This is a genomic window from Alistipes sp. UBA1686 (assembly GCF_002320215.1).
In the GTDB taxonomy this organism is placed as follows: Bacteria; Bacteroidota; Bacteroidia; order Bacteroidales; family Rikenellaceae; genus Alistipes; species Alistipes onderdonkii.
On record NZ_DCKA01000010.1, the window covers coordinates 57,900 to 84,515 of the forward strand.

18 protein-coding genes and 2 pseudogenes are annotated in these 26,616 nt (G+C 59.7%); 17 read left to right on the forward strand and 3 right to left on the reverse strand.

Going from position 1 to position 26,616, the window contains the following annotated elements:
• Window positions 1-4 precede the first annotated feature (4 nt).
• Window positions 5-397 (reverse strand): response regulator, encoded by a 393-nt coding sequence (locus B3C38_RS03405; protein ID WP_117507810.1) that lies wholly within the window; start codon window positions 395-397, stop codon window positions 5-7.
• A 349-nt stretch (window positions 398-746) separates the two neighbouring features.
• Here B3C38_RS03405 and B3C38_RS03410 point away from each other — a divergent pair.
• The 9 genes and pseudogenes from B3C38_RS03410 (at window position 747) to B3C38_RS03450 (ending at window position 10,036) form a co-directional block, all read left to right on the forward strand.
• Window positions 747-1,114, forward strand: a pseudogene (locus tag B3C38_RS03410) (response regulator).
• Complete coding sequence (locus B3C38_RS03415) at window positions 1,111-2,277, forward strand: sugar transferase (RefSeq protein ID WP_279143517.1); 1,167 nt, start codon at window positions 1,111-1,113, stop codon at window positions 2,275-2,277. The pseudogene B3C38_RS03410 and the gene B3C38_RS03415 overlap by 4 nt, the downstream one beginning before the upstream one ends.
• A gap of 13 nt (window positions 2,278-2,290) precedes the next feature.
• On the forward strand, window positions 2,291-2,662 hold the full coding sequence (locus B3C38_RS03420; protein WP_286725348.1) for a hypothetical protein: 372 nt from the start codon (window positions 2,291-2,293) through the stop codon (window positions 2,660-2,662).
• Window positions 2,663-2,680: 18 nt separating this feature from the next.
• A pseudogene (locus B3C38_RS03425) lies at window positions 2,681-3,100 on the forward strand (TolC family protein); the annotation flags it as partial.
• A gap of 3 nt (window positions 3,101-3,103) precedes the next feature.
• Window positions 3,104-5,311, forward strand: a complete 2,208-nt coding sequence (locus tag B3C38_RS03430; protein WP_141405092.1) for a GumC family protein — start codon at window positions 3,104-3,106, stop codon at window positions 5,309-5,311.
• Between the two features lie 13 nt (window positions 5,312-5,324).
• The gene (locus tag B3C38_RS03435) at window positions 5,325-6,830 is read left to right on the forward strand and encodes an O-antigen ligase family protein (RefSeq protein WP_286725352.1); all 1,506 of its coding nucleotides are present in this window, start codon (window positions 5,325-5,327) and stop codon (window positions 6,828-6,830) included.
• Window position 6,831: 1 nt separating this feature from the next.
• Entirely contained in the window at window positions 6,832-7,722 is an 891-nt protein-coding gene (locus B3C38_RS03440) for a glycosyltransferase family 2 protein (protein ID WP_286725355.1), read from the forward strand.
• Window positions 7,719-8,921, forward strand: a complete 1,203-nt coding sequence (locus B3C38_RS03445) for a glycosyltransferase (RefSeq protein ID WP_022332622.1) — start codon at window positions 7,719-7,721, stop codon at window positions 8,919-8,921. Before B3C38_RS03440 ends, B3C38_RS03445 begins: the two co-directional genes overlap by 4 nt.
• Window positions 8,918-10,036 carry a glycosyltransferase family 4 protein gene (locus B3C38_RS03450; protein ID WP_286725358.1) on the forward strand — a complete coding sequence of 373 codons (1,119 nt, stop codon included), beginning with the start codon at window positions 8,918-8,920 and terminating at the stop codon, window positions 10,034-10,036. Before B3C38_RS03445 ends, B3C38_RS03450 begins: the two co-directional genes overlap by 4 nt.
• Before the next feature lie 177 nt (window positions 10,037-10,213).
• On the opposite strand, the gene B3C38_RS03455 is transcribed toward B3C38_RS03450, so the two are convergent.
• A complete protein-coding gene (locus B3C38_RS03455) occupies window positions 10,214-11,461 on the reverse strand; it encodes an LruC domain-containing protein (RefSeq protein WP_286725360.1) in 1,248 nt (415 codons plus the stop codon).
• A 226-nt stretch (window positions 11,462-11,687) separates the two neighbouring features.
• Here B3C38_RS03455 and B3C38_RS03460 point away from each other — a divergent pair, with 226 nt between their 5' ends.
• The 7 genes from B3C38_RS03460 (at window position 11,688) to B3C38_RS03490 (ending at window position 24,414) form a co-directional block, all read left to right on the forward strand.
• On the forward strand, window positions 11,688-12,302 hold the full coding sequence (locus B3C38_RS03460; RefSeq protein WP_022332625.1) for an acyltransferase: 615 nt from the start codon (window positions 11,688-11,690) through the stop codon (window positions 12,300-12,302).
• Window positions 12,295-13,239: a glycosyltransferase family 2 protein gene (locus tag B3C38_RS03465; protein ID WP_286725364.1), complete on the forward strand. Its 945-nt coding sequence runs from the start codon at window positions 12,295-12,297 to the stop codon at window positions 13,237-13,239. Before B3C38_RS03460 ends, B3C38_RS03465 begins: the two co-directional genes overlap by 8 nt.
• Complete coding sequence (locus B3C38_RS03470) at window positions 13,236-14,690, forward strand: lipopolysaccharide biosynthesis protein (RefSeq protein WP_022332627.1); 1,455 nt, start codon at window positions 13,236-13,238, stop codon at window positions 14,688-14,690. The genes B3C38_RS03465 and B3C38_RS03470 overlap by 4 nt, the downstream gene beginning before the upstream one ends.
• A 4-nt stretch (window positions 14,691-14,694) precedes the next feature.
• Window positions 14,695-15,822, forward strand: a complete 1,128-nt coding sequence (locus B3C38_RS03475) for a glycosyltransferase family 1 protein (RefSeq protein WP_286725368.1) — start codon at window positions 14,695-14,697, stop codon at window positions 15,820-15,822.
• On the forward strand, window positions 15,819-16,991 hold the full coding sequence (locus tag B3C38_RS03480; RefSeq protein WP_022332629.1) for a glycosyltransferase family 2 protein: 1,173 nt from the start codon (window positions 15,819-15,821) through the stop codon (window positions 16,989-16,991). Before B3C38_RS03475 ends, B3C38_RS03480 begins: the two co-directional genes overlap by 4 nt.
• A 59-nt stretch (window positions 16,992-17,050) precedes the next feature.
• A complete protein-coding gene (locus B3C38_RS03485) occupies window positions 17,051-18,232 on the forward strand; it encodes a hybrid sensor histidine kinase/response regulator (RefSeq protein ID WP_022332630.1) in 1,182 nt (393 codons plus the stop codon).
• A 161-nt stretch (window positions 18,233-18,393) separates the two neighbouring features.
• Entirely contained in the window at window positions 18,394-24,414 is a 6,021-nt protein-coding gene (locus B3C38_RS03490) for a carboxypeptidase-like regulatory domain-containing protein (protein WP_286725375.1), read from the forward strand.
• A gap of 42 nt (window positions 24,415-24,456) precedes the next feature.
• Here the strand turns inward: B3C38_RS03490 and B3C38_RS03495 are convergent, their stop codons facing one another.
• Window positions 24,457-25,503, reverse strand: a complete 1,047-nt coding sequence (locus B3C38_RS03495; RefSeq protein ID WP_195338205.1) for an endonuclease/exonuclease/phosphatase family protein — start codon at window positions 25,501-25,503, stop codon at window positions 24,457-24,459.
• A gap of 92 nt (window positions 25,504-25,595) precedes the next feature.
• Here B3C38_RS03495 and B3C38_RS03500 point away from each other — a divergent pair, with 92 nt between their 5' ends.
• Window positions 25,596-26,555, forward strand: a complete 960-nt coding sequence (locus B3C38_RS03500; RefSeq protein ID WP_018697041.1) for a UDP-glucuronic acid decarboxylase family protein — start codon at window positions 25,596-25,598, stop codon at window positions 26,553-26,555.
• Window positions 26,556-26,616 lie beyond the last annotated feature (61 nt).

Below are 26,616 nucleotides of genomic sequence, written 5' to 3' on the forward strand. Positions count from 1 at the left end.
CTTTCTATCGCGAAAGCAGCGCCGCAATCCGCGTGCGGAGTTCATCCGCCCGCAGGGGTTTGGCAAGACATTCGTTGAAACCGGCCTGGAACATGCGTTGGCGGTCGGTTTCGAACGCATAGGCCGTGAGTGCGATGACGGGGACGTCGGGCGAAATCTCCCGCACGCCCCGGAGCGCCTCATAGCCGTCCATGACGGGCATGTTGATATCCATCAGCACCAGGTCGGGGCGGCAGTCGGCGAACAAGGCGACGGCCTCCTCTCCGTTCCAGGCGTGCAACAGGTCGTAATCACGGCGCAGCAACACCTCGACGAGCTTATAATTACTCGGATTATCCTCGGCTACCAGCAAGCGGGGACGGTTGCCGACCGGACTTACACTATTGCCACACTCCATCACTTCATCGGTTTAACAAAATAGCCCGACAACAATAAAGACCGGACAATTGCACAAAAATACCATTTTTTTGATTAATAATAAAATATTTCTTTAAAATTAATAACATCCAGAAAACGGAGGTGTAAAATCCGGACGTTTTTGCTATATAAATTACCTTAAAAAGTTTATAATGCCAATTATTTTACCGATATTTGCACTGGGTATCCGGATCAGGAGCGGGAAACGGCACGTTTTGCAACGCCCGCACCGGAATTCCAGGTAAATAATAAACAACCGACCGGAACCGGACAACGAGCATGCGACGCTTCCCGTTCCGGAAAAACCCGATGACAACGAACCGCCGAACATGAACCGCAAGAAAGTACTGATCGTAGATGACAAGGAGCAAATCGCAAAAATCCTTTTCGCATACCTCCACCAGGATTACGAATGTTTTTACATGCAGAACCCGCCGCAGGCCATCGAATGGCTGTTGCGGGGAACATGCCCGACCTGATCATCTCGGACATCCGCATGCCCGAAATGCGCGGCGACGAATTCCTGGCATACCTCAAGCTCAACGAACTCTTCAAACAGATCCCGGTCGTGATGCTTTCGAGCGAGGACAGCACCTCGGAACGCATCCGCCTGCTGGAAGAGGGTGCGGAAGACTATATCGTCAAACCGTTCAACCCGCAGGAACTCAAAATAAGGATTAAAAAGATTTTGGATTGAAGTACCCCGTCATCTACATCAAAGGCAGAGGCAACCACACGGCCCGTTTCACGGAGCTGACCGAGGGACAGATGCGTATCGCAGGGGACATCGGTGCGGCTATGGGCAAGTTGAGGCCGCTCAAGGACGACCACGCCTTCATCCTCTACGAACAGCAGGGCGAGGAGGACATCCGCAGCATCCGGTTCCTGCGTTCCTGGTTCCCGGGTGCCGGCATCATCCTCATCATCTCGGGGCAACTGACCGGGGAGGAGCGGCGCGCATACCTCGGAGCCGGCGTGAACAGCGCCGTACCGGGCGACATATCGCGCGCAGATTTCCTCCGCATACTGCAATTCATGACCGACTATACGTTCGTCCACAAACCCGTCGCAGGTAGCGGGAACGACGTAGAGTTGTTCCGCATGCCGCTCTGGAAACGGGCGTTCGACATCGCGGCATCGCTCTCGGCGATCCTCCTGCTCTCGCCCCTGCTCATAGCCGTGGCCGTGGCCGTCAGACTCGACAGCCCGGGGCCGGTCATCTACAAGTCGAAACGCGTGGGGAGCAACTACCGGATCTTCGATTTCCTGAAGTTCCGCTCGATGCGCTCCGACGCAGATCAGCGGCTCAAGGAGCTGGAGGATCTGAACCAGTATGCCTCGGAACCCGTCGCCGAAGACGATGCGAAGATGGCGCTCAACGACGACGAGATTCGCAAACTGCTGGCGGACACCGAAAACGGCATGCTCTATGCGGACGATTTCGTGATCCCCGAGGAGGCCCATCACCACCAGCTGGAAACCGAACAGGAAAACGCGTTCGTGAAGATCGAGAACGATCCCCGCATCACGCGCCTGGGGCGTTTCCTGCGCAAATACAGCATCGACGAACTCCCGCAGCTCTTCAACATCCTGCGGGGCGACATGTCGGTCGTGGGCAACCGCCCTTTGCCCCTCTACGAAGCCGAACGTCTCACGAGCGACGAATATATCGAACGGTTCATGTGCCCCTCGGGCCTCACGGGGCTGTGGCAGGTCGAAAAACGCGGGCAGGCAGGAAAGCTCTCGCCCGAGCAGCGAAAGCAGCTCGACATCGAATACGCCCGCCAAATGTCGCCGTGGTTCGACCTGAAAATAATCCTGCGCACGTTCACCGCATTCATACAGAAAGAAAATGTATAATAAACAGCAACATATGAAAAGGGCCGTCTTAACACTCTGGCTGCTGCTGGCTGTCGCCGCCGTTACGGCGCAAAGCGAGCCTACGCCTCCCGAATTCGAGTACAGCGACCTGCAACGGCTTACCCCGGAAGACTATATCGACATGCAGCTTCCCCCGCTCCACGTACTGATGGAGAATGCGCGCCACGCACCGCAGGTCGGCTATTACGAGTCGAACCGCGAGATCGAGGAGCGCGAACTGAAAACCGTGCGCCGCAACTGGATGCGCAATTTCAAGCTCAACGCCAACTACAACTACGGGTCGTCGGACATCTACAACCAGAATTATCAGGACAGCAACATCCCGATATGGACGACGACCACGACCGGGCGCGAGCAAAGCTAGTGGAACGTCGGGGCATCGTTTTCGATCCCGCTCGACGAGATTTTCAACCGCCGCAACAAGATCAAGCAGCAGAAGAAGCGTATCGAGAACACCCAGTACGACCTCGACCGCTGGTACGACGAGTTGCGCATGAAGATCATCGACGCCTACACCACGGCCGTCGAGCAGCTCTCGATCCTGCGGAGCGCCGCCGAAGCCAAGATCACGTCCGAGGCACAATACCGCATGACCGAAGTGGACTTCGTCAAAGGCAAGCTCGACGCGCAGACTCTGAGCCGCCAGAAGAGCCTCGAAAACTCGGCGACCCGCGAATACGAGCAGGTGCGGCGCAACCTCAACGACGCCCTGCTGCGGCTCGAGATACTCACGCACACGCCGATCATCAACAAACCCATATCAATGCCCGGGGTGTCGAAAGAAGCGCCCGAAACCGAATAGCATATGAATTACATCGCCTATACCGCGCGGTTTCTTTACCGCATCAAGTGGTGGCTGATACTCTGTCCGCTGCTGGTCGCACTGCTCGTCTACCTGAAGATGGGTACCAAGCCGCGCAACTATAAATCCACGACGACGATCTACACGGGCATCGTCTCGGGATACGACATCACGACCACCGAAGGCTCGCGCCAGGACTGGAACGTCATCAACAACGCGATGGACAACCTGATCAACATCATCCTGTCGCAGTCCACGCTCAAGAACGTCTCGCTGCGCCTCTACGCACAGGGGCTTACGCATCTCGACCCGGACAACGACAACCAGTACCTCTCGGCACGTACTTCACGGTACCTGCTGAGCAAAACCCCGCCGGACGTCATGGAGCTCGTCGACCACACTTCGGAAAAGAACACTTACGAGAATCTGCGCAAATACGAAGAGATAGACCATAACAACCACGTCTACGGCATGTTCCACTGGAGCCCTCCGTATTACAGCTACCAGGCGCTGAGCCAGATCAAGGTCAAGAGGCTGGCCAACAGCGACATGCTGGAAATCAGCTACGAGAACGACGACCCGTATATCGTCTACAACACGCTGATTATCCTCAACGACGAATTCGTCAAGCAGTACCGCGACCTGCGGTTCGGCGAGACGAACAACGTCATCGCCTATTTCGAATCCGAGCTGGAGCGGGTGGGCAACAACCTGCGCAACCTGGAGGATTCGCTGCGCGACTACAACGTCCAGCACCGTGTCATCAACTACGACGAGCAGACCAAGCACATCGCCGCCCTCTCGCGCGACTACGAATTGCGCTACGAGGAGATCCTGCTGAACTTCGAGAGCGCCGAGAAACTGCGTGCCTCGATCGAGGGGCAGCTCGAAGGGTTGCAGGAGACTTTCCGCAACAACGCCGAGTTCATCGAGAAACTCCATAAGATCGGGAGCATCTATTCGCGCCTGTCGGCCGCCGAGGCCTTCCAGCCCGAAACCGACGGCACGGAAGGTATTTCCGACCGGACGGCCATGCCCGCCAGCCGCAACGACACGGGGCAGTTACGCAGGAAACTGAGCGAGGAGACCCGCAGCCTGCAGGAGCTCACGACGAACATCGCCAACCAGCAGTATACGAAGGAGGGACTCTCGGCAAATTCGATCGTGACGGAGTGGCTCGCCGCCGTGCTGCTGGCCGAGAAATCCCGCGCCGAACTGGCGGTGATGAAGCTCCGCAAGCAGGAACTCGACCAGAAATATACGCAGTTCTCGCCCGTGGGCTCGACCCTGAAACGCAAGGGACGCGAAATCAACTTCTCGGAACAGTCTTACCTCTCGATCCTCACGGCGCTCAACACGGCCCGCCTGCGCCAGAAGAACCTGCAGATGACCTCGGCAACGCTGAAGATCATCAACGCTCCGGTGCTTCCCCTGGAGGCGGAACCGAGCAAACGCAAGATGATGGTTGCCGCGGCAGGCCTCGCCACGCTCCTGTTCGTACTGGGATTCTTCATCCTGCTCGAACTGCTCGACCGCACGCTGCGTGACAAAGTCCGCGCCGAGCGCATCACCAAGGGGCGGGTCATCGGGGCCTTTCCCGGCAAAGCCTATTTCGGGCAGCGGAGGTTTACCAAGCAATACCGCGAGATCGCATCCCGCTATATCGGCAATGCGGCAGTCAACTATTTCGACCCGGCAAAACAGCCCAACGTACTCAATATCCTGAGCACCGAGCGCGGGGACGGAAAGAGCCTGATCGCCGAACACTTGGCGGCATTCTTCCGCGAAGCGAATATGAAAGTCCGCATCGTATCGTGGAACAAGGATTTCGACATCGAACGCAAAGAGTACCTGCTGGCCGAGAAACTCGGGGATTTCGTGCACGACACCCCGGGCGAAGTTCCCCTCGCCGAGGCCGACGTAGTGCTGGTGGAATACCCGCCCTTCGCCACGAGCTCCGTCCCGAAGGAGTTGCTGCGCCATGCGGCGCTGAGCATCGTCATCGCCCCGGCGAACCGCACGTGGAAAGACACCGACCAGCTACTTTTCGAGAAGGCCGAAAAACTCTCGGGACGCACCCCCGTCGTCCTCTGCCTCAACTGTGCGGGGCGCGACGTGGTGCAAACCTTCACGGGCCTGATGCCCCCTTACAGCCGTCTTCGCAGGCTGGGGTATCAGATCAGCCAGTTCGGATTCACGGCCGTCAAATAAACTGCGGCACGTCATGGAACACTACGGCAGCATAACCACCCCGGTCAGCGTGCCCCGGCTCATCGTAGGGGCAATGCTTGCCGCCGGCGTGGCCGTGCTCATCATGGCGTTCACCAAATACGGGTTGCTCGCCGGCCTGGCCGTCTCGGTGATCCCGGCTGCACTGTGCATCCTGTGGGTCACGCTGCGCAACCCCGCCATATCGATGCTCGGGCTGTTCGTGGTCAACTATTTCATCATGACGCTCACGCGTTATGCCTACGACCTGCCGTTCGGGATGATCCTCGACGCACTGATCTTCTACAACTTCCTGATAATAACGCTGCAAGCCCTGATGCGCCCCATCGAATGGAAGCGAGCCAGCTCGGGACTGACCGTTGTGGCGGCGATCTGGATGGCCTACTGCATCCTCGAAATAGTGAACCCGGAGTCGGTCTCGGTCGCGGGATGGTTCTCATCGGTGCGGTCGATCGCGTTTTATTTCTTCTTTATCGTCGTGCTCACGCAGCTCACGATGACCGAGTACAAATACCTGAAATACATGCTCGCCGTATGGTCGGTGCTGACGCTGATCGCCGTCGGAAAGGCCTGCATACAAAAATTCTTCGGCTTCAACGCTGCGGTGAACTACTGGCTGTTCGTGCTGGGCGGCCGTTCGACACACATCATCCACAGCGGCGTGCGCTACTTCTCGTTCTTCAGCGACGCGGCCAATTTCGGCGGCTCGATGGGGCTGTCGATGGTCGTGTTCTCGATTTCGGCGCTCTATTACCGCAACTCGTGGATGAAGCTCTACCTGCTGCTCGTGGCGGCCGCGGCATGCTACGGCATGCTGATCTCGGGAACCCGCAGCGCACTGGCCGTACCGTTCGTGGGCTACTCGGCCTTCATCATGATGTCCCGCAATATCAAAATGATCGGCGCGGGTATTTTCCTGGTCATCGCAGCCTTCGTCTTCCTGAAATTCACCACTATCGGGCAGGGGAACAGCATTATCCGGCGTGCCCGCAGCGCCTTCAATACAAACGACCCCTCGTTCCAGGTGCGCCTGGCAAACCAGGCCAAACTGCGCGAGCTGATGGCAGACAAGCCTTTCGGCGCCGGACTGGGGCACGGTGGCGGCAAAGCCAAGACCTTTGCCCCGGACGCCCCGCTGTCGCAGATCCCGACCGACTCGTGGTTCGTGATGGTCTGGGTCGAAACGGGCGTCGTCGGCATCCTGCTGCACATCGGCATCCTGCTCTACATACTGGCGCGTGGCGCCTACCTGGTGGTCTTCAAACTGCGGAACACCCAGCTGAGGGGATTCACGGCGGCGCTTACGGCGGGAATCTCGGGTATCGTGGTCATGGCCTATGCCAATGAAATTCTGGGACAGATCCCCACGGGCGCCATCCTCTACATGAGTATGGGTTTCATCTTCCTCGCGCCGCGTTTCGACCGCGAACTGGCGCGCAAGGAGATACTGGACAGGGCGATGTCCGCACAACGGCCACACGCAAGGGAAAATTACGAATAGCATGAAACCGCTGATTTCGGTCATATCGGTCAACTACAATGGCTACGCGCTTACCTGTGCCATGGTCGAATCGCTGCGGCGGCACGTCACCGCGCCGCTGGAGATCATCGTGGTGGATAACGGCTCCGCCCGCGACGAGGCGGCCATGCTGCGCGAACGCTACCCGGGGATCAAGGCACTGCGCAGCGAGCGCAACCTGGGATTCGCCGGAGGCAACAACCTGGGGTTCGCAGCCGCGGCAGGCGATTACCTGCTGCTGCTCAACAACGACACCGAGGTCGAAGACGACACGCTGCACTACCTCTGCGAAACCCTGGCGGGCAACCCTGCGATCGGCGCCGTATGCCCGAAGATCCGGTTTTTCGCTCCCCCGCGGCATATCCAGTTCGCCGGGTATACGCCCCTGACGCGCGTCACGCTGCGCAACGCGCTCATCGGCTTCGGGATGCCCGACGACGGGTCGTTCGACACGCCGCGCGACACGCCCTACGCCCACGGCGCGGCGATGATGGTACGGCGCGAAGTACCCGCAAAAGCCGGAACGATGCCCGATATCTATTTCCTCTACTACGAAGAACTCGACTGGTCGGTGCGTATCCGTGAACAGGGCTGGCAAATAGCCTACGACCCCCGTTGCACGGTATTCCACAAGGAGAGCGCGACGACCGGACAGCAAAGCCCCCTGAGGAGTTACTACCTGACCCGCAACCGGTTGCTGTTCGCATGGCGGAACCTGCACGGCACCGCCCGGATGCTTTCCGTCGCCTACCAACTATGCATCGCCGTCCCCAAAAACATCGCCGCGGCGCTGGCACGCGGGCGCGGCGACCTGGCAAAGGCCGTACTGCGCGGTGCCGGGGGCTTCTTCACCCTGAAAAACAAAACGGCATGACGCTACTGCTCGACATCCTCGACTGGACATTCGTCTTCGTACTGGGACTCCCGGTGCTCTACCTCTTCGTCTTTGCGGCCGCCTCGACGCGCGCACGCAAGGACACCTATCCCCCGGCACGGCGGCAACGCCGGTTCGTGACGCTGATCCCGGCCTACAAAAGCGACGCGGTGATCGTCCATGCAGCGCAGTCTGCGCTGCAACAAGACTATCCGCAGGAACTGCACGAGGTAGTCGTCATCGCCGACCGACTGCAACCGGCCACGCTCGCCCAATTGCGCCGGATGCCGATCCGCGTACTGGAAGTCTCCTTCGAAAACAGCTCCAAGGCTAAGGCGCTCAACTTCGCCGTAGGGGAAATCGGCCCGGACGGCGCGGAGGCCGTGGCCATACTCGACGCCGACAACCTGGCGGGCAGGGAATTCATCGCCCGCATGAACGACGCCCTCGACAGCGGCATCCAGGCCGTGCAGGCACACCGCACGGCCAAGAACCGCGACACGGACACTGCCATACTCGATGCGGCGAGCGAGGAGATCAACAACTCGATTTTCCGTCGCGGGCATGTGGCGCTGGGATTCTCTTCGGCGCTGATCGGCTCGGGCATGGCCTTCGATTACAAATGGTTCCGCGACAATATCGCCCGCTGCACCACTTCGGGCGAGGACAAGGAGCTCGAAGCGCTGCTGCTGAGGCAGGGCATCTACATCGACTACCTGGACGACGTGCGCGTGCTGGACGAGAAGGTACAGGGCGAAGGTGCCTACTACAACCAGCGGCGGCGCTGGATAGCGGCACAGTTCTACGCCCTTTCATCGGCCGTAAGGCAGCTTCCGGGCGCAATCCTCTCGGGGAATACGGATTACTGCGACAAGCTGCTGCAATGGTGCCTGCCGCCGCGCATCCTGCTGCTGGGGCTGGTGCCCCTGTGGGCCGTCGTGATGACGGTATGCGCACCCATGGGTTCGATAAAATGGTGGGTGGCCGTCCTGCTGCTGCTCCTGGCCATGGCGATGGCGCTGCCCGACGAGCAGGCCGACGACCGGCTGGGACACGCCCTTAGGCGAATGCCCGTCCTGTTCCTGCTGACGCTGGCCAACCTCTTCCGGCTGCGGGGCACCAAAGACAAATTCATCCACACCGAACATACCGGGGCCGGAAACAAAGCCCCCGGAAACAATACCGGAAACCGACCATGAAAATTGCGATCGAGGCACAGCGCATCTTCCGCCCCAACAAACACGGCATGGACTTCGTGGCGCTCGAAACCATCCGCTGCCTGCAACGGCTCGACACGAAGAACGAATACTTCATCTTCACGGGCGAAGGCGAAGACCGTTGCCTGGAGGAGAGCCCCAACATGCACATCACGACGCTCCGCTGCCCGAGCTACCCGCTGTGGGAACAGTGGGCGCTGCCGCGCGCCGTGGCCCGCGTGAAACCCGACCTGCTGCACTGCACGAGCAACACGGCGCCCGTATGGGGGAATACCCCGCTGATCCTGACGCTCCACGACATCATCTTCCTCGAGCAACAGGCCGCGCGCAACAAATCGCTCTACCAGTCGCTGGGGCGCGTCTACCGCCGCCTGGTAGTGCCGCGCATCCTGCCCAGATGCCGGATGGTCATCACCGTCTCGCAATTCGAGTGCGACCGCATCCGCACCGCACTGAACTTCGACCCCGGACGCATCATGGCCATTCACAACGGCTACAACGACCGGTTCCGCCCGATGGAAGGCACGGCGGAAACCGTCTGTAAATACCTGCAAGACCCCGAATTCCTCTTTTTCCTGGGCAATACCGACCCAAAGAAGAACACGCCCGGCACGCTGAAGGCTTATGCCGAATACGTACGGCGCTCCGAAAAGCCGCTGCCGCTGCTGATCGCAGACCTCGGGGAACAACCCGCGGAAGCGATCCTGCGGGAGATCGGCGAACCCCGGCTGCGCGGGATGCTCCGCCTGGCGGGATATATCCCCAACAGCGACCTGCCGGCCATCTACAACAGGGCTTCGGCGTTCCTCTACACCTCGCTGCGCGAGAGTTTCGGCATCCCCCAGCTCGAAGCGATGGCCTGCGGCACGCCCGTGGTGACATCCGCGACCTCGGCGATCCCCGAAGTGGCGGGCGAAGGCGCCATCCTCGTCGACCCGACCGACCCGAAGGCAATCGCCGACGCCCTGCTGCGGCTCGAAACCGACGCAGCGTTCCGCGCAAGGCAAGTCGCCTACGGCCTCGATCGGGTAAAACAATTCTCGTGGGAAAAGACCGCCCGGCATTTGCTGACACTCTACGAATCGCTCGGGAAGTAACCCGGACACAGCGCAAACGATTGAAAAAACCCGTCGTCCGGAAGCGGACAACGGATACATCGCGAGTTCTTCCGACAATCCGGGAACCCGCACATCGGCGGACAGGACTCCGGCGACGAAAAGAGGGTGCCCGCACTTGCGGACACCCTTCTATTCAGGAAGTTCCTTGCTACCTGTTTATTTCTTCCTCACCAGGTATTGCTCGACCCCGTGCAAATACCAATCCTGCGATTTTGCACCGCCCGACTGCGCCCAATCGGCCATCTCGGGATAAGCCTTCAGGAAATCCACCTTCTCATAGGTATGCCGGATATCATGGGGAATGTTGAGCGCCCATACCAGCCTGTCGTTCGAATAATAATAATCGCCGGCCTTGTCGGTAGCAGCACTCCCGGCTTTCAGGAAAGCGTAATCGGGTTCGGCATCGGGAGTCGGCTCGAATCCGCCCATATGAATTTCGATGTTGTTGCCGTCACGTTCGCGGCTGAGGAAGAAATCGAACGTGTCGAAAGCCACATCCCCGATAGCGATCGAATTACGGAACTCGACAAAGAACGAGGCATTGACCAACTGCTCCTCCGTCATTTCGTACCCTTCCTCGGTATTCACATAAGCGGCGCCGGACTGCCGGTTGGGATTGGTGCGGATATTCTCGAAGCGCAGGACGGCAGGGTCTTTCACGTAGTTCGCCGAATTGAGCGCCACGAGCCGGGCATTGCCGGTATTATACATTTCGACAGGCTCGATCCCGTCGATCTCACCGCCTTTCACACCTTTCATCGCAAGGCAAAGGTCATAGGGCAAAGACCCGCCGACCGCTTTCACACGAACGCCGATATGCATGCCCCAAACCTTGTTCTTGTTGTTCATATGGAGCTGCACCTTATAATTAATGACGAAATCGTTGAAATCGAAATCACCGTACGACGGCCACAAATCCTCGAAAAGAAGCGTTCCCCAACCGCTTGCAGGCATATAAATCACATCGCCGATCGTGGTGTTCTTGTCCCCGTCCTCGATGCCCGTATAATCCTTCCCGTTCGAAGCGAGCGCATACGATACGGCCGAACCGGCCACAGGAACGGCCTCTTGCGGCGACAAGCCGTTTTCAGTTTCATAACTTACGTAAAGCGTCTTGGCCGTGACAGGCAGATCCAGCTTCACGGCATCGGCACCGTCGCCTACCATGAACGAAGCGAAAGGCTCAGCGCCGCGTTGCGCAGCCACATGCACACGCGAAAGGTGCGGTGCGGTGAACTCGCAGGCCACAGGAGCCGTCGTTTTCCAATCGAACGATGCGGGAACGGACATATCCACGACCCGCTCGACATCTTCGGGAATGCCATTCGGATTCGAAGGAACCTTTTCCACACATCCGCCCAGCAACAAGGCGAACATAGCCGTAAAGAGGGATAGGTTTTTCATAATCAACGTAATTTTCAAACGTAATTAACACCCGGATCCGGATGTAATTTAAAACTGCACAAATGTAAACATTTTAATTCTATTTTATATCAAAAAAGCCCGAAATATTTTCAGCCCCGCATTCTTCCGCCGCAAAACGCCCTTTTTGCACCGAAAAAACACCCGGAATGGCAAATCCCGCAAAGTTTGCTTATATTTGCATACTGACGCATATGGATACAACAAGATGATCGACCGAATCAAAAATAATCCCCGGCTCAAACAATTCGTCATCGGGCTGATTTCGCCGCACAAGCACCCCCGGCCCCGTCTTTGGGTGCGCTGGTTCGTGAACCCTTTTGTTCACAAAAAAGGCCGCGGTGCGCTTATCCGCCGCCACGCGCGGCTCGACGTTTTCCCCTGGCGGCGCTTCGAAGTGGGACGCGACGCCCTGATCGAGGATTATGCGGTCGTCAATAACGGTGCGGGAGACGTGGTGATCGGCGACCAGGCGCGCATCGGCATCGGATCGGTGATCATCGGCCCCGTGCGCCTGGGCGACCGGGCCGGACTGGGCCAGCATGTCTTCATCTCGGGGTTCAACCACGGTTATGCCGACGGGACACGAGACTCGAATGCACAGGAACTCGTGCGTAAAGAGGTGACGATCGGACGTGAATCGCATATCGGCGCCAATTCGGTGGTCGTGGCGGGCGTCACGATCGGCGAACGCTGCCAGATCGGCGCCGGGAGCGTCGTCACCAAGGACATCCCTTCGTACAGCGTCGCCGTAGGCAACCCGGCGCGCGTAATCAAGCGTTATGACGCCGCACGCGCAAAATGGATACGTGTCGATGAATAACCCGAAAGTCAGCGTCGTCATTCCCGTATACAATACGGAGGCCTATGTCGAACAGACCCTGCGTTCGATCATGGGACAGACCCTGCGCGACATCGAACTCATCGTCATCAACGACGGTTCGACGGACGGCAGCCTCTCCGTACTCGAACGCATAGCCACCGGAGACGACCGCATCCGGCTCTACACCCAGCCCAACAAAGGGCTTTCTGAGACCCGCAACGCAGGGATCGACCGTGCCCGGGGCGAATTCATCTACTTCATGGACAGCGACGACCTGCTGGAACCCGACGCCCTCGAACGCTGCTACGAACGCTGCCAGTCAGACCGGCTCGATTTCGTGTTCTTCGACGCCGAAAGCTTCGGGGCAGCGGCCTCCGACGCCGCATGGTTCGACTACCGGCGTGCAAAATATTTCGGAACGGAGGTCTGCGACGGCACCGCCCTGCTGCGCAGGATGCTCGCACTGCACTGCTACCGGGCTTCGGCCTGCCTGAGTTTTATCCGCACCGCCTACCTGCGCGGGCTGGGACTGCGCCTCTACCCGGGGATACTCCATGAAGACGAACTCTTCACCCCGCAACTTTACCTCGGGGCGTCGCGTGCAGGTGGAATCGAACGCTCGTTCTTCAAGCGGCGCATACACGGGGATTCGATCATGGGACGCGGGTTTTCGCGCCGTAACCTCGAAGGCTACACTACCGTCCTGCGGGAACTCAACCGCTTTGCCGCGCCGCGCGACGCCGGCCAGCGGCAACTCATACGCACGCTCACGAGGCAGATACTGCGCCCCGTGATGCGCAACGCCTGGGCACTTCCGGCCGGGGCACGCTGGAAACTGGCCTGGGATGCCCTGCGGCACTACCCGGGCAGCATCGACGGCCGTGCCCTGGCGACGCTGCTGTTCAAGAAACCGCTAAAAAAAGAAAACGGGAAATGAGTGTCAGGCGGGAATTGGCTTCGGGCGTATTCTACACCTCGATCGCAAAGTACGCGGGCATCGTCGTAACGCTCGTGGTGACGGGTATCCTTTCGCGCCTGTTCACCCCCGAGCAGTTCGGCGTGGTGAACATCGCCACGGTAGTGATCGCCTTCTTTGCCATCTTCAGCGATCTGGGCATCGGCCCGGCCGTCATCCAGCACAAAAACCTCGACAGGCACGACCTGGGCGGGATATTCTCGCTCTCGGTATGGTCGGGGGCAGTCATGGCGCTGCTGTTTTTCGCAGCAGCCGGCACGATCGCCTCTCTCTACGGCGATTCGCAGGTGCTGCGCAACGTCCTGCGCATCCTCGCGCTGAACCTCTTTTTCGCCGCGGCCAACATCGTCCCCAATGCACTTATCCTGAAGGAGAAACGCTTCCGGTTCGCCGCCATGCGGTCGCTCACGGTGCAAATCGCAGGGGGCACGGCCGCCATCGCCGCGGCCTATGCCGGGGCAGGCATCTACGCACTGACGATCAACCCGGTGTTTTCGAGCCTGATGCTCCTGGCGATAAACTACCGCCAGAACCCGCTGCCGCTGCGCCTGCGCCCGGGACGCAAGGCGCTGGGCAAAGTATTCTCGTTCTCGGCCTACCAGTTCTCGTTCCAGTTGATAAACTATTTCAGCCGCAACCTCGACAAGCTGCTCATGGGACGTTACATGAGCCTCTCGCAACTGGGTTATTACGACAAGTCGTACCGGCTGATGATGCTCCCGCTGCAAAACATCGCCTATGTCATTTCGCCCGTCATGCACCCCATTTTTTCGGAGATGCAGCACGACCTGAAGCAGTTGGGCGCCTCCTACCTGAAAGTCGTCCGGCTGCTGGCGTTCATAGGGCTGCCGCTCTCGGCCGTGCTCTTCTTCACGGCGCAGGAGCTGGTGCTCATCATCTTCGGCGACCAGTGGGAGCCGTCCGTCCCGGTGTTCCGGATACTGGCGCTCTCGGTCGGCATCCAGATCGTGATGTCCACCTCGGGCTCGATCTTCCAGGCCGCCAACGCCACGCGGATGCTCTTCCTCTGCGGCGTATTCTCGGCGGCGCTCAACGTCGCGGCGATCTGCACCGGCATCTTCGCATTCGGCACGACCGAAGCCGTGGCCTGGTGCATCTGCGCCTCGTTCGCCGTCAACTTCGTGCAGTGTTACCACGCGTTGTTCTGCCTCACGCTGCGCACGGGATGGCGCCGGTTCTGGCGGAATTTCCTTTCGCCGCTGCTGCTCACGGCACTCGTCGGCCTGCCCCTGGCAGCAGTCGGATGGCTTCTCCCGCCGATGCCGCTCGTGGCGTCGCTCGCCCTCAAGGGGACGGCGGCACTCGGCGTATGGCTCCTTTATGTGCACCTGAGCGGCGAATACGACCTGAAAGGACTTGCAGGACGGCTCCTGGCCCGCAAAAAACGATAACAACATGAAAGGATTATTTGTCGTCTTCCACGGGTTTTCGGCCCACAGCGGCATCAGCAAGAAGATCTTTGCCCAATGCGACGCACTGCGGCGCAACGGTGCCGACATCGAGTTGTGCCACATCGAGATAGCGCCCGACGGCACGCAGCGCCGAATGGTCGGCGGACAGGCGATCCGCACCTTCGGCAAGGGATTGCGGGCCAAGCTCGAAAAAAGGGTCTCGCTGAGCGACATCACGCGCTACATCCGCCACGAAGGGGTGGAGTTCCTCTACATCCGCCACGACCACAACGCCAGCCCGGTGCTGATCCACTGGCTGCGCAAGGTCAAAAAACTCGGCGTGCGGATCGCGCTTGAAATCCCGACCTACCCTTACGACGCCGAATTCGCGCAGTCGCCCGCGGTGCGGAAGCTCAAACTGCGCATCGACCGCATGTTCCGCTGCCGCATGGCCCGCTACATCGACCGCATCGTCACCTTCTCCGACGATACGGAGATATTCGGCCGCCCGACGATCCGTATATCCAACGGCATCGACTTCCGGAGTATCCCGCTCAAAACCCAGGTACACGGGGATCACCACAACTTACGGCTGCTGGCCGTGGCGAACATCCATTTCTGGCACGGCCTCGACCGCGTGATCGAAGGGCTCAGGGAGTATTACGCCGCCCCGCACCAGTGCATCGTCCGCCTGCGTATCGCAGGCGACGGCGTGGAAACGCTCATCGCAGAATACCGCCGCAGGATCGACGCATACTCCCTGGCAGAGTATGCCGAGGTCATCGGCCCCCGTTCGGGCGCGGCGCTCGACGCCGAATTCGAGTGGTGCGACATGGGCATTGCCAGCCTCGGGCGCCACCGCAACGGCATCACCGGTATCAAGACGCTCAAAAACCGCGAATACGCCGCACGCGGCATCCTGTTCGTATACTCGGAACGGGACAGCGACTTCGACGGCATGGACTACGTGATGAAAGCCCCGGCCGACGACACGCCCCTCGACATCGCGGCGCTCGTGCGTTTCCACGACGGGCTGCATCTCACGCCCGCCCAGATCCGCGGCACGGTCGAGGGACGCCTCTCGTGGGACAACCAGATGAAACAGGTATTAACCGAACTTTTCGAAGCATGACGACCGTAGCGATACTCTTCTGGGCGGGGGTATTCCTCGTCTTCTACACCTACCTCGGATACGGCATCCTGCTGTGGCTGCTGGTGAAGATCCGCGAAGCCGTGCACCCGGCACGGCGGTACGCCTTTCCTGCCGACCCGCCCGAGGTGACGCTGCTCATCGCCGCCTACAACGAACAGGAGGTCGTGGCGGAAAAGATGGCCAACTGCCGGGCATTGGATTATCCGGCCGGAAAGCTCCGCGTGACGTGGATCACCGACGGCTCGACCGACCGCACCGTCGAACTGCTCGCCGCCTACCCCGAGGTGACGGTGCTGCACGACCCGCGCCGGGGCGGTAAGACCGCGGCGCTGAACCGGGCGCTGGGAATAGTCCGCACGCCGCTGGTCGTATTCACCGATGCCAATACGATGCTCAACCCCGAAGCCGTGGCGCAGGTCGTCCGCTGCTTCGAAGACCCCGCAGTGGGGTGCGTGGCCGGCGAAAAACGCGTCGCCGGGACAGGGAATACGGGCGCCGCCGCAACGGAAGGCGTCTACTGGAAATACGAGTCGAAGCTCAAGGAGCTGGATCACCGCCTCTACTCGGCGGTGGGGGCAGCGGGGGAGTTGTTCGCTGTGCGGCGCGAACTGTGGCAGACGCTGAGGGAGGATACGCTGCTCGACGATTTCGTCTGCTCGATGCTGATCGCGGCACAGGGATACAGGATCGCCTACTGCAAGGAAGCCTATGCGCTGGAGAGCCCTTCGGCCGACATGGGCGAAGAAGGCAAACGCAAGAAGCGCATCGCGGCGGGCGGGCTGCAATCGGTATGGCGGCTGCGCAAGCTGCTCAATCCGTTCCGTTACGGGGTGCTGTGGTTCCAGTACGTATCGCACCGCGCGCTGCGCTGGACGCTGACCCCCGTAGTGCTTGTCGCACTGCTGCCGCTCAACGTCGCGCTGCTGTGGTCGGGCCATCCGGCGCTCTATGCCGCGATCCTCGCCCTGCAATGCGCATTCTACCTGGCCGCCCTCACGGGATGGGCGCTGGAGCGCAGCGGGCACCGCAACAGGCTGCTCTTCATCCCCTACTATTTTCTCTTCATGAACCTCAATGTTTTCCGCGGGGCATCGTACCTGGCGACCCACCGCGGAAAGGGTGCCTGGGAGAAAGCCCGCAGAGCCTGACCGATTTTTGAACGGAACCTGAAATATTATGCTATATTTGCATGTCTAAACCTCTCCTCATGAAAAACATCGCCATAAATCCCGAGGACTACACGATCCTGGCCGTCGACGACATTGCCACCAACATCATGCTGCTGAAAGCCGTGCTGAGCCGTGCCAAATACAAGATCGTCACGGCATCGGGAGGTAACGAGGCACTCGAAAAGGCCGCGACGGAGCTCCCCGACCTGATCCTGCTGGACATCATGATGCCCGACATGGACGGCTACGAGGTGATCAAACACCTGAAGGCTGATCCCGCATTGCAGGACATCCCGGTGATTTTCCTCACGGCGCTGCACAACCCCGAAGACATCGTCAAGGGGTTCAAACTGGGAGCCAGCGACTACGTCTCCAAGCCGTTCAACCACGAGGAGCTGATCACCCGCGTATCGCACCACATCTATTTGGCGGCGGCGCAGCGCACGATCATGCAGCAGCGCGACGAATTGCAGGCCACGGTCGACGCCCGCGACAAGATGTACTCGGTAATAGCCCACGACCTGCGGTCGCCGATCGGCACGTTGAAGATGGTTTTCAACATGCTCTCGATAAACCTTACGCAGCAACAGATAGGCGAAGACAACATGGAGATGATCACGATGGGCAACAACATCACCGAGAGCACCTTCATGCTGCTGGACAACCTGCTCAAATGGACGAAGAGCCAGATCGGACGCATGAACACGGTGTTCCAGGAGGTCGACATTTCGGAGGTCGTGGTTTTCGCCAGCAAGATGTCCGACCTCGTGGCACAGGTCAAGAACATCGCCGTCGAATACGACATCCCCGGCCCGATTACCGTCCCGTGCGACGTAGACATGGTGAAAACGATCATGCGCAACCTGATGTCGAACGCCATCAAGTACAGCAACGAAGGCGGACGGATCGTCATCAGCGTGCGGGAAACCCCCACCCATGCCGTAATAAGCGTACGCGACTTCGGCACGGGTATCAGCGAGGAAAACCTGCCCAAACTGCTCAACCCCGAAATACACTACACCACCTACGGCACCAAGAACGAAGAGGGATCGGGGCTGGGCCTGCAGCTCGTGCAAGACCTCACGCGCCGCAACGGCGGGGAGCTGACCATCGAATCGACACTGGGCGAAGGCTCCACGTTTACGTTCACCATCGCCAAGGTGCAACCTAAGTCCGAGACCGTAGAAGACTCGGAGGGGGGGGGTATTGCGCGTCCCTGAGCGATAAATGGTTCGATAGTCTGACCGCATTTTTCCGCGTGGAAAAGGCGGAAGAGACGATATCTCCGTAAAATCCGGACGGACACGCACAGATAGTTCCCCGAAAAGGTCGCCATGAGCGATCTTTTTGTTATATTGCAGGATAAAACCCCGACCTCGCCATGAAGTATTGCAGTACGATCCTCGTGGGGCTTCTCTGCACGGCCGCCTGCCTGGCGCAGACCCCGCTGCCCGAAAGCCGCCGCACCTCCCCGGAAATATTCATCTATAAACCCAATGCCAAAGAGCTCCGCGAACTGCATGTGAAAGGCAAGGCGCCCGACGAAGAAATGCTGCACACGTTCGTCGGCAAATATGCTGCGGCAGGAAAGATCCCGCAGCTCTCCCGGGGAAACTACCTGCGGGTCTGGACGGACGGAAACGAACTCGTATACAGCGACCATGTCGTGGACAATTTCTACTACCGGCTCGTCAGGGACGAGCAGGTGATGCTGATACTCTGCGACACGCTGGGCAACACCATCGACGATGCCGTGGTAAAACGGGGCTCGAAACGGATGAAATACGACCCTGCCACACGCACCTACAACCTGCCGCGCATCCGCGGCGAAGAGGCCACGGTCGAAGTAAACAACGACGGCGTACTGCATTACATCACCATCGGGAACGAACCGGACTACACCTACCGTCCCGGGTTCTTCAAAACGGCCTGGGGAACGGTCAAAACAGCCTTCAAGCGGGTTTTCGCACCGGGGAAGCTGCCCGCGCGGAACAAGTACGACGGGTTCGTGGTATTCAGCAAACCCAGGTACAAACCCGGGGAAACGGTGAAATTCAAGGCGCACATCAACCGCAAAGGCAAGCCCCTCGACGGGAAGGTCGACGTGGCACTCGTTTCGTATTACTCCCCGTCGATAGACACGACCCTCGTATCGCTGGCGCCCTACCGTCCCGGCATGTACGAATGGGAGTTCAGGCTTTCGGACAGCCTCCGCCTCCGTCTCGACAAGGATTACACACTCCGTTTCCGGACGGACGACAAGCGTGCGAATGACGTCACGGGCCGTTTCCGCTACGAGGAGTACGAACTCGGGAAGCTCACCTTCACGGCCAGGGCCGACAAGCAAAAATACGCCCGGGGCGACACGGTGAGGATTTCACTGAGCGCAGCGGACGAGAACAACATGCCGGTATACGACGGGCGGGTAAAGGTCTTGGTCAAACCCGCCAGGTACATGGGCTGCAAATTCCTCGCCCGCACGGCATTCGTCCCCGACCGGCTCTGGGAGCATACGTTCGGCATGGAGGGCAAGTCCACGAAGGAAATCATTCTGCCCGACTCGATATTCGTCGACGGCGTGTCGATGTATTACGACGTCGCCTGCTCGTTCTTCGATGCGGGCAACGAACGCAGGGATGAGCGCATAAGCCTGTACCGGGACGCAAGGCGGAGGCGGATCGACTATTCGGCCGACCAGGGGATGCTCGCCCTGCGTGAACTGTACGACGGCAAAAGCGTCGAAAGCCGTGCCCTGGTAACCGCCTACAACCCGGAATACGGGATCGTATGGCAGGATTCGGTTACATTGCCCTGCAGTGTGCCGCTGTCGTGGATCGTCAGCGAATACGAGGTGCAGAGCGCCACGGCATCGGAGGACATCGAGGTCGGAAAGCTGCCGGGCGAACTGATCGGGCACCGCTTCTTCCGCCGGGACGGCAACGTCCGGCTGGTGGTGAACAACCCCGCGAAATTCCCGTTCTGGTACACCATCTGCATGGGGGACAAGACGATTGCCAAGGGGTATGCCACCGAACTCGACTTCGCGCGCAAGGACAACGGCCGCAAGGGCTATTCGATGCAGATAGCCTACCTGCAGGGCGAGAATGCCCGGACGATACGCGGCGAACTGCCCTTCACGGAGAAAAACATCACGATGGAGGTAACGACGGCGGCGACCGTCTACCCCGGACAGAGCGCAAAGGTCGAAGTGGCGGTCAAAGACCGCAAGGGACGCCCGGTGAAAAATGCCGACGTGACGGCCTATGCGTTCACCTCGAAATTCGAAGCCCTGCCGCCGGCAGTGGCGATATACGGGAAGTCGGTGTCGGGAAAGGCCATCACCCCGAAGAACTACGAGGCCGACGAGGATTTCCTCTACAACACCCGCAGCAGGATGGATTGGCCGCTGTGGCGGCAGCGCATGGGACTCGATTCGATCGAATACTACAAATTCCTCTACCCGGAGCCGTTCTACGCCTACACCGAGGAAGCCCCCGGAAGGCTCACCCAGCTATCCCCCTATGTGGTCGTCGACGGGGAGGTGCAGGGCATCCATGTCCTGTGGATCGACGAACAACCCCACTATTTCAAACAGGCGCAGCAACTGACGCCGTACAGCTTCCCGATATGGCCGGGATTGCACACGCTGCGGCTGCGCACCTACGACAGGGAGGTGACCATCGAGAACGTCTATGCGGGCGAAGGGCTGAAAACCATCGTTTCGGTAGACGGCGGACGATCCGCAGTGCAACCCTGGGAGGCTTCCGGGGACAACCATCCCGTGCGGATCTCCGTCCGGGAATACGGAAGAAAAGAGAAAGGCATGCTCACGCAGCGCGAGACAGCGCTGCTGACGCGGCACATGATTACGGTCGACAATACCTTCGGGAAAGCAACCCTGCTCACAGGACAGCCGGACAGGCAATCCTCCTACACGGTTGAAACCGAGCTGCCGGGCATTATAAATGCCGGCGGGGTCGGCTACTACCTCAACGGCGCGGAGAAGCAGGCCCGCCGCTACCGCTGGGACAGGCCGCAGGCCGAAACGGCGATCCTGGCCGGGCCGTTCCCCTACCGGGGATTCACCACCGGGGGCATGCAGGTCGGAACGCTCTATTCGGATACGCTTGCAGTCAACAGTTTCGAGATCGAGGGCGGCTACCGTTACGACATTCGGAACAACTACCTGAAACAACAGAGTTGGGAGCAGAACCCGATCCGGAGGCAGCTCGAACCGTTCACGCAGGAGGTCTGCTTCGGGCAGGACGCGCTTACGGCCGAATCGATCCACGGCATATTCAGGCGGCAGCTCGCCGACATGGTCGAAAACGAATCGGGGCTGATCTCTGCCGTCCCGCAGATATCGCTCATGGACAGCTGCCGCCTGCAACTGTCCACAGGCAAGCTGGCGGACGGCACAAGGGCACAGCCGATCATGGTGTTCCTGCAATCGACGGGCAAGTACCCCGCCAGCAGGCTCTACTACGGCACGACGACCGAAATCGACAGGCTGCCGGAGGGGAACCTCCGCGTAGACCTCATCTTCAGGGATACGACCCGCTGTTCGGCCACCATAAGGCTGCGGAAGGGCGGCATCAACTACCTGCGGATGGATTCGCTCGTAAAGGAGCCGGCCGACGACCGCAGCCGCGCGCTGTTCGGGAAACTGGAAAGAATGTTGCGCGTATCGCGCCCCGCGGCACCGCTGGCCGACTACAAGCCCGCGGAGGCGGAGCGGGACAACCCGTTGCGGAACCCGGGACGCATCAGCGAAGCCAACCTGACGGGCAAAGTCGTCACGGGCACCGTGCGCGACCCGTATGGGGAGCCCATTGCCGGGGCATCGGTGCAGATCGACGGGACTAACGTCGGAACCGTCACGGATACGGACGGAAAATTCACCCTTTCGGACACGGGACGGGGAACGCTCGTCGTCAATTATATCGGCTACCGGAATTTCGCCACCAAACTGATCTCCGGCTACAACTATAACATCGCCCTGGAAGAAGATTACAACGCACTGGAAGAGGTCGTGGTCGTAGCTTACGGAAAGTCCGGAAAGAGGGCCGTGGTGGGAAGCACGGCCAATTCCGCGACGGTCACAACGGAAGTGGCATTCGCAGAATTCGACGAGGAAACGGAAACGCTCACAAGTACGCTCGCGGGCATGTCCGCCGGGATACAGGTGCGGGGAACGGGCACAATCGCCGGCCAGGCCCCGATGATCGTCGTGAACGGCGTACCCTACGACGGGGCGCTGTCGGACTTCGATCAGGGAAGCATCCTGTCGATGAACATCGTCAGGGACGCGAACACAGCAATCTACGGGACGAGGGCCGCAAACGGGATCATCTTCATCGAAACCACCGACCGGAACGGGGCGGGCGGCGACCGCTTCCCGCTCGAGGCCGGCATGCCGAACACGCTGCGCACCGATTTCCACGACGACGCATTCTGGAAGCCCCGCCTGACGACCGACAAAGCGGGGCGGCTGACCTTCGAAGTGACTTATCCGGACGACATCACCAGCTGGGACGCCAACTTCATCGCCGTAGGCGGCCGCAGGCAGGCGGACAGGAAGCAACTGCGCATAAAATCGTACAAGCCGCTCAACGCCCAGCTCTCCGTCCCCCGCTTCGCCATCGCGGGCGACAGCCTCAATGCTGCCGGACGGCTGACCAACCACACCGGCGACACCTTGTCCGTACGCCGCACGATCGAAACCGACGGACGGACAGCCGAGGAGCAAATACGCATCGCCACCTCGCATACGGACGCAATACCCGCCGTCGCAGGGGATGCCGACAGCATCCGGATCGTCTACTCGCTGACGACGCCCGGAGGCTATTTCGACGGGGAGCGGCGTGCGATCCCGATCTACAAGGCCGGAATCCTGGAAACCCACGGGGAGTTCGCCGTCCTCAACGACACCGCGGCCCTGCGGTTCACGCCCGACCCGGCGCTGGGCACCGTGACGATCCACGCCGAGGCATCGGCCATGCAGGCATTCCTCGACGAGATCGAAAACATCGACCTCTACCCCCACCTCTGCAACGAGCAGATGGCTTCGAAGGTCAAGGCGCTGCTCTCGAAAAAACGGATATACAGCCTGTTCGGACGAAAATTCAAGGACGACGACAAGGTCACGAACCTGCTGCGCAAACTGACGGCCAACCAAAACGACGGCAAGTTATGGGGGTGGTGGAACCGGGAACAGACCGAACTGTGGATCTCACAGCAGGTCGTGGAGGCATTGCTCGACGCCGAAACGGAGGGTTATAAGACCGGCCTCGACCGGCAGGCACTGACGGACGCGCTGCTGGCCGGCCTGAACCGCCGTATGCCGGCAGCGGCATCCGACACGACAGGGATGCGAAAAAACGAACTGCTCTCGCTGGTGGGGCTTCTGCGCAAGCTGGACGCCAGGATCGACTACCCGCGCTACTGCGCCTTCATCGCGTCGATCCCCGATGCGACGCTCGGCAACCGGCTCCGGACGGCGGAAATGCTGCAACAGCTCGCCCCGGGTGGGATGCCCGCCGCGGATTCGCTGCTGGCACTGGCCTCCCGAACCATGATGGGATCGTTGTACTGGCGCGACAAAGCGCCGCTGGAACCGACGCCCCGCAGGTTCGCGCAGCCGGACATGAGCGACGTCGAGAACACGCTCACGGCATACCGCATCCTGCGCGCCGCGGGCAACCGCAAGGCCGAGTTGGAAAAGATCCGCAACTACTTCTTCGAACAGCGTAAAAGCGGTTCGTGGCGCAACACCTACGAATCGTCGCGGATCGTGGAAACCATCATGCCCGACATGCTGGAAAAGGACGGCGGCGCGTTCCGCGAAGCGAGCCTGACGATCGACGGACAACGGTTCGGCAAATTCCCGCTGACCCGGACATACGAGCCCGGAAAGGAGATAACCGTCCGCAAAGAGGGTTCCATGCCCGTATTCTTCACAGCCTACCAACAAGCCTGGAACGACAAACCGGAACCTGCGGCAGAAGGCTTCACGGTCTCTACCCTGTTCCGCAAGGACGGCAAGCCCGTGACAACACTCCATGCCGGGGAGCGCGTCGAACTGGTGGCAACCGTAACGGCCGATTCCGACGCCGAATACGTCATGGTCGAGATCCCGATCCCCGCGGGCTGTTCCTACGACTCGAAAGAGAAAGGCGATTTCTGGAAAGAGGCGCACCGGGAATACTACAAGGAGAAGGTCGCCGTCTTCTGCAACAAGCTCCGCAAGGGGACGCATACCTTCACCGTCAGGCTCCTGCCCCGCTATACAGGCTCCTACCGCCTCAACCCGGCGCGTGCCGAACTGATGTACTACCCGGTATTCCATGGCCGCAATGAGATGAAAAAGTGCGGCGTGGCCGAGGCACAGGAGGCCCGCTGATCCCGGGAAAAAGACATGACGGCAGCGTGACGATTGCGTCCGCTACCTGAACCGCAGTTCAGCGACCACGGCCTTGTGGTCGCTGACGTCTTCCGGAGGCATGTAATAACGGATGCCCTCGAAAGCGTCGTCGTAAAAGATGTAGTCGATGCGCAGTACCCCTCCCAGATAGCGGAAAGTACCGCCGTAACCGCTCCCGCTGTCACGGAAACCGTCGGTCATGTCCCCCTTCATCGTACGGTAGGTATAGGACGAAGGCGTATCGTTGAAGTCGCCCGCAAGGATCACCGGATAGGGCGAAGCATCCATTTCGGCACGGATTTCACCTACCTGCCCGGCACGGATACTACTGTTGTGTTCCAGTTCGCCCAAGATTTGCTCGACGGGGGCGTCGCGGTCGTAATCCTTCCGGAACCGGTGCCTGAGCTGGGCAATGCCCGAAGTCTGGAGGTGGACAGCGAAGAGTCGCACCGTATCGCCGACGACGAGCAGGTCGGCACGCAGGTAGTCGTTGCTCGTATCGGCAAACCGGACGTATTTATGATCGAGAACGGGATATCGGCTGACCAGGGCCGCACTGCCCTCATGCAGGAAATAGGGCATCCGCGGGGCAAAGACCTTCCCGATGCTGTCGGCCGGGAATTCCCTGCTGTCCATAAACTCCTGCAGGCAAAGCACGTCGACCTGCTCGCGGTTCATCATGCCGGCGATGGCCCTGGCCGTAGCGGGCATGGAACCCAGCCTGCGGAATCCGTTTACGTTGAGCGTGGCGATGCGGATGTCGTGCGGGTCACCCGAGTCCTTGAAATCGGGAAGCTGTACCATGGCCGAAATATACCCCAGGTTGAGCACCAGCGCGACCAGTGGCATCAGCAGGACAATCCATTTGCGGCGAACCGTCCACCAGACCAGCGCAACCACGTTGGCCAGCAGCACGACCGGCATGAGCAAAGCGAGCGTCGCCCAGAATCCGCCCTCCCCGGGGGAGACGGACGAAGCATACCGGCACAGGACGGCGGCGACCAGAAGCAGCCCGGTGAGCACCACCGAAATACCATAAAAAAGAATAGAAACGGCTTTGCGACCCATTTTGTTCACTATTTAAGCGATTTGCGCGTACAAAGATATGCTTTTCAAAATATATTTAGTATATTTGACGATCAAAAAAGACGCAAATTGGAATGAAGAGGGTTTTAATCTCCGGCGGTGCCGGATTCATCGGTTCGCACCTATGCGAAAGGCTGCTTGGTGAAGGAAACGACGTAATCTGCATCGACAACTATTTTACCGGTCACAAAAGCAACATCCGGCACCTGCTGAAACACCCCAATTTCGAAGTCATAAGGCACGATATAATCTACCCCTACATGGCAGAGGTCGAGGAGATCTACAACCTCGCCTGCCCCGCCTCGCCGATCTACTACCAGCACGACCCGGTCAAGACGACGCAGACTTCGGTCATCGGTGCGATGAACATGCTCGGCATGGCGCGTTACAACCGCGCCAAGGTCTTGCAGGCTTCGACCTCGGAAGTATACGGCGACCCGCTGGTACATCCGCAGACCGAGGATTACTGGGGCCACGTGAACCCGCTGGGACTGCGCTCGTGCTACGACGAGGGCAAACGCTGTGCCGAATCGCTCTTCATGAGCTACTACCGCGAACACGGCATCCCGGTGAAAATCGTCCGTATTTTCAATACCTACGGCCCCAAGATGGACATCAACGACGGCCGCGTAGTCTCGAATTTCATCGTCCAGGCATTGCGCAACGAACCGATCACAATCTACGGCGACGGTGAACAAACCCGCTCGTTCCAGTATATCGACGACTTGGTCGAAGGGATGATCCGCCTGATGGACGATACGCCCGACGACTTCACGGGCCCGGTCAACATAGGCAACCCCAATGAATTCACCATCAACGAACTGGCAGCCATCGTCCTGGAACTCACGGGTTCGAAGTCGAAGATCGTACACATGCCCCTGCCATCGGACGACCCGCAGCAGCGCAAACCCGACATCTCGCTGGCCCGCAAGATGCTCAACGACTGGGAACCCACGATCCAGCTGCGCGACGGACTGGTAAAGACCATCGCCTATTTCGAGGATATCCTGTCGCGGGGGAGCGTCCGGCACTGATCCGCCCCTGACATCGGCCCGGCCCGCCCTTCTTTGAACACCGTCAGCCTGTTGAGCACCG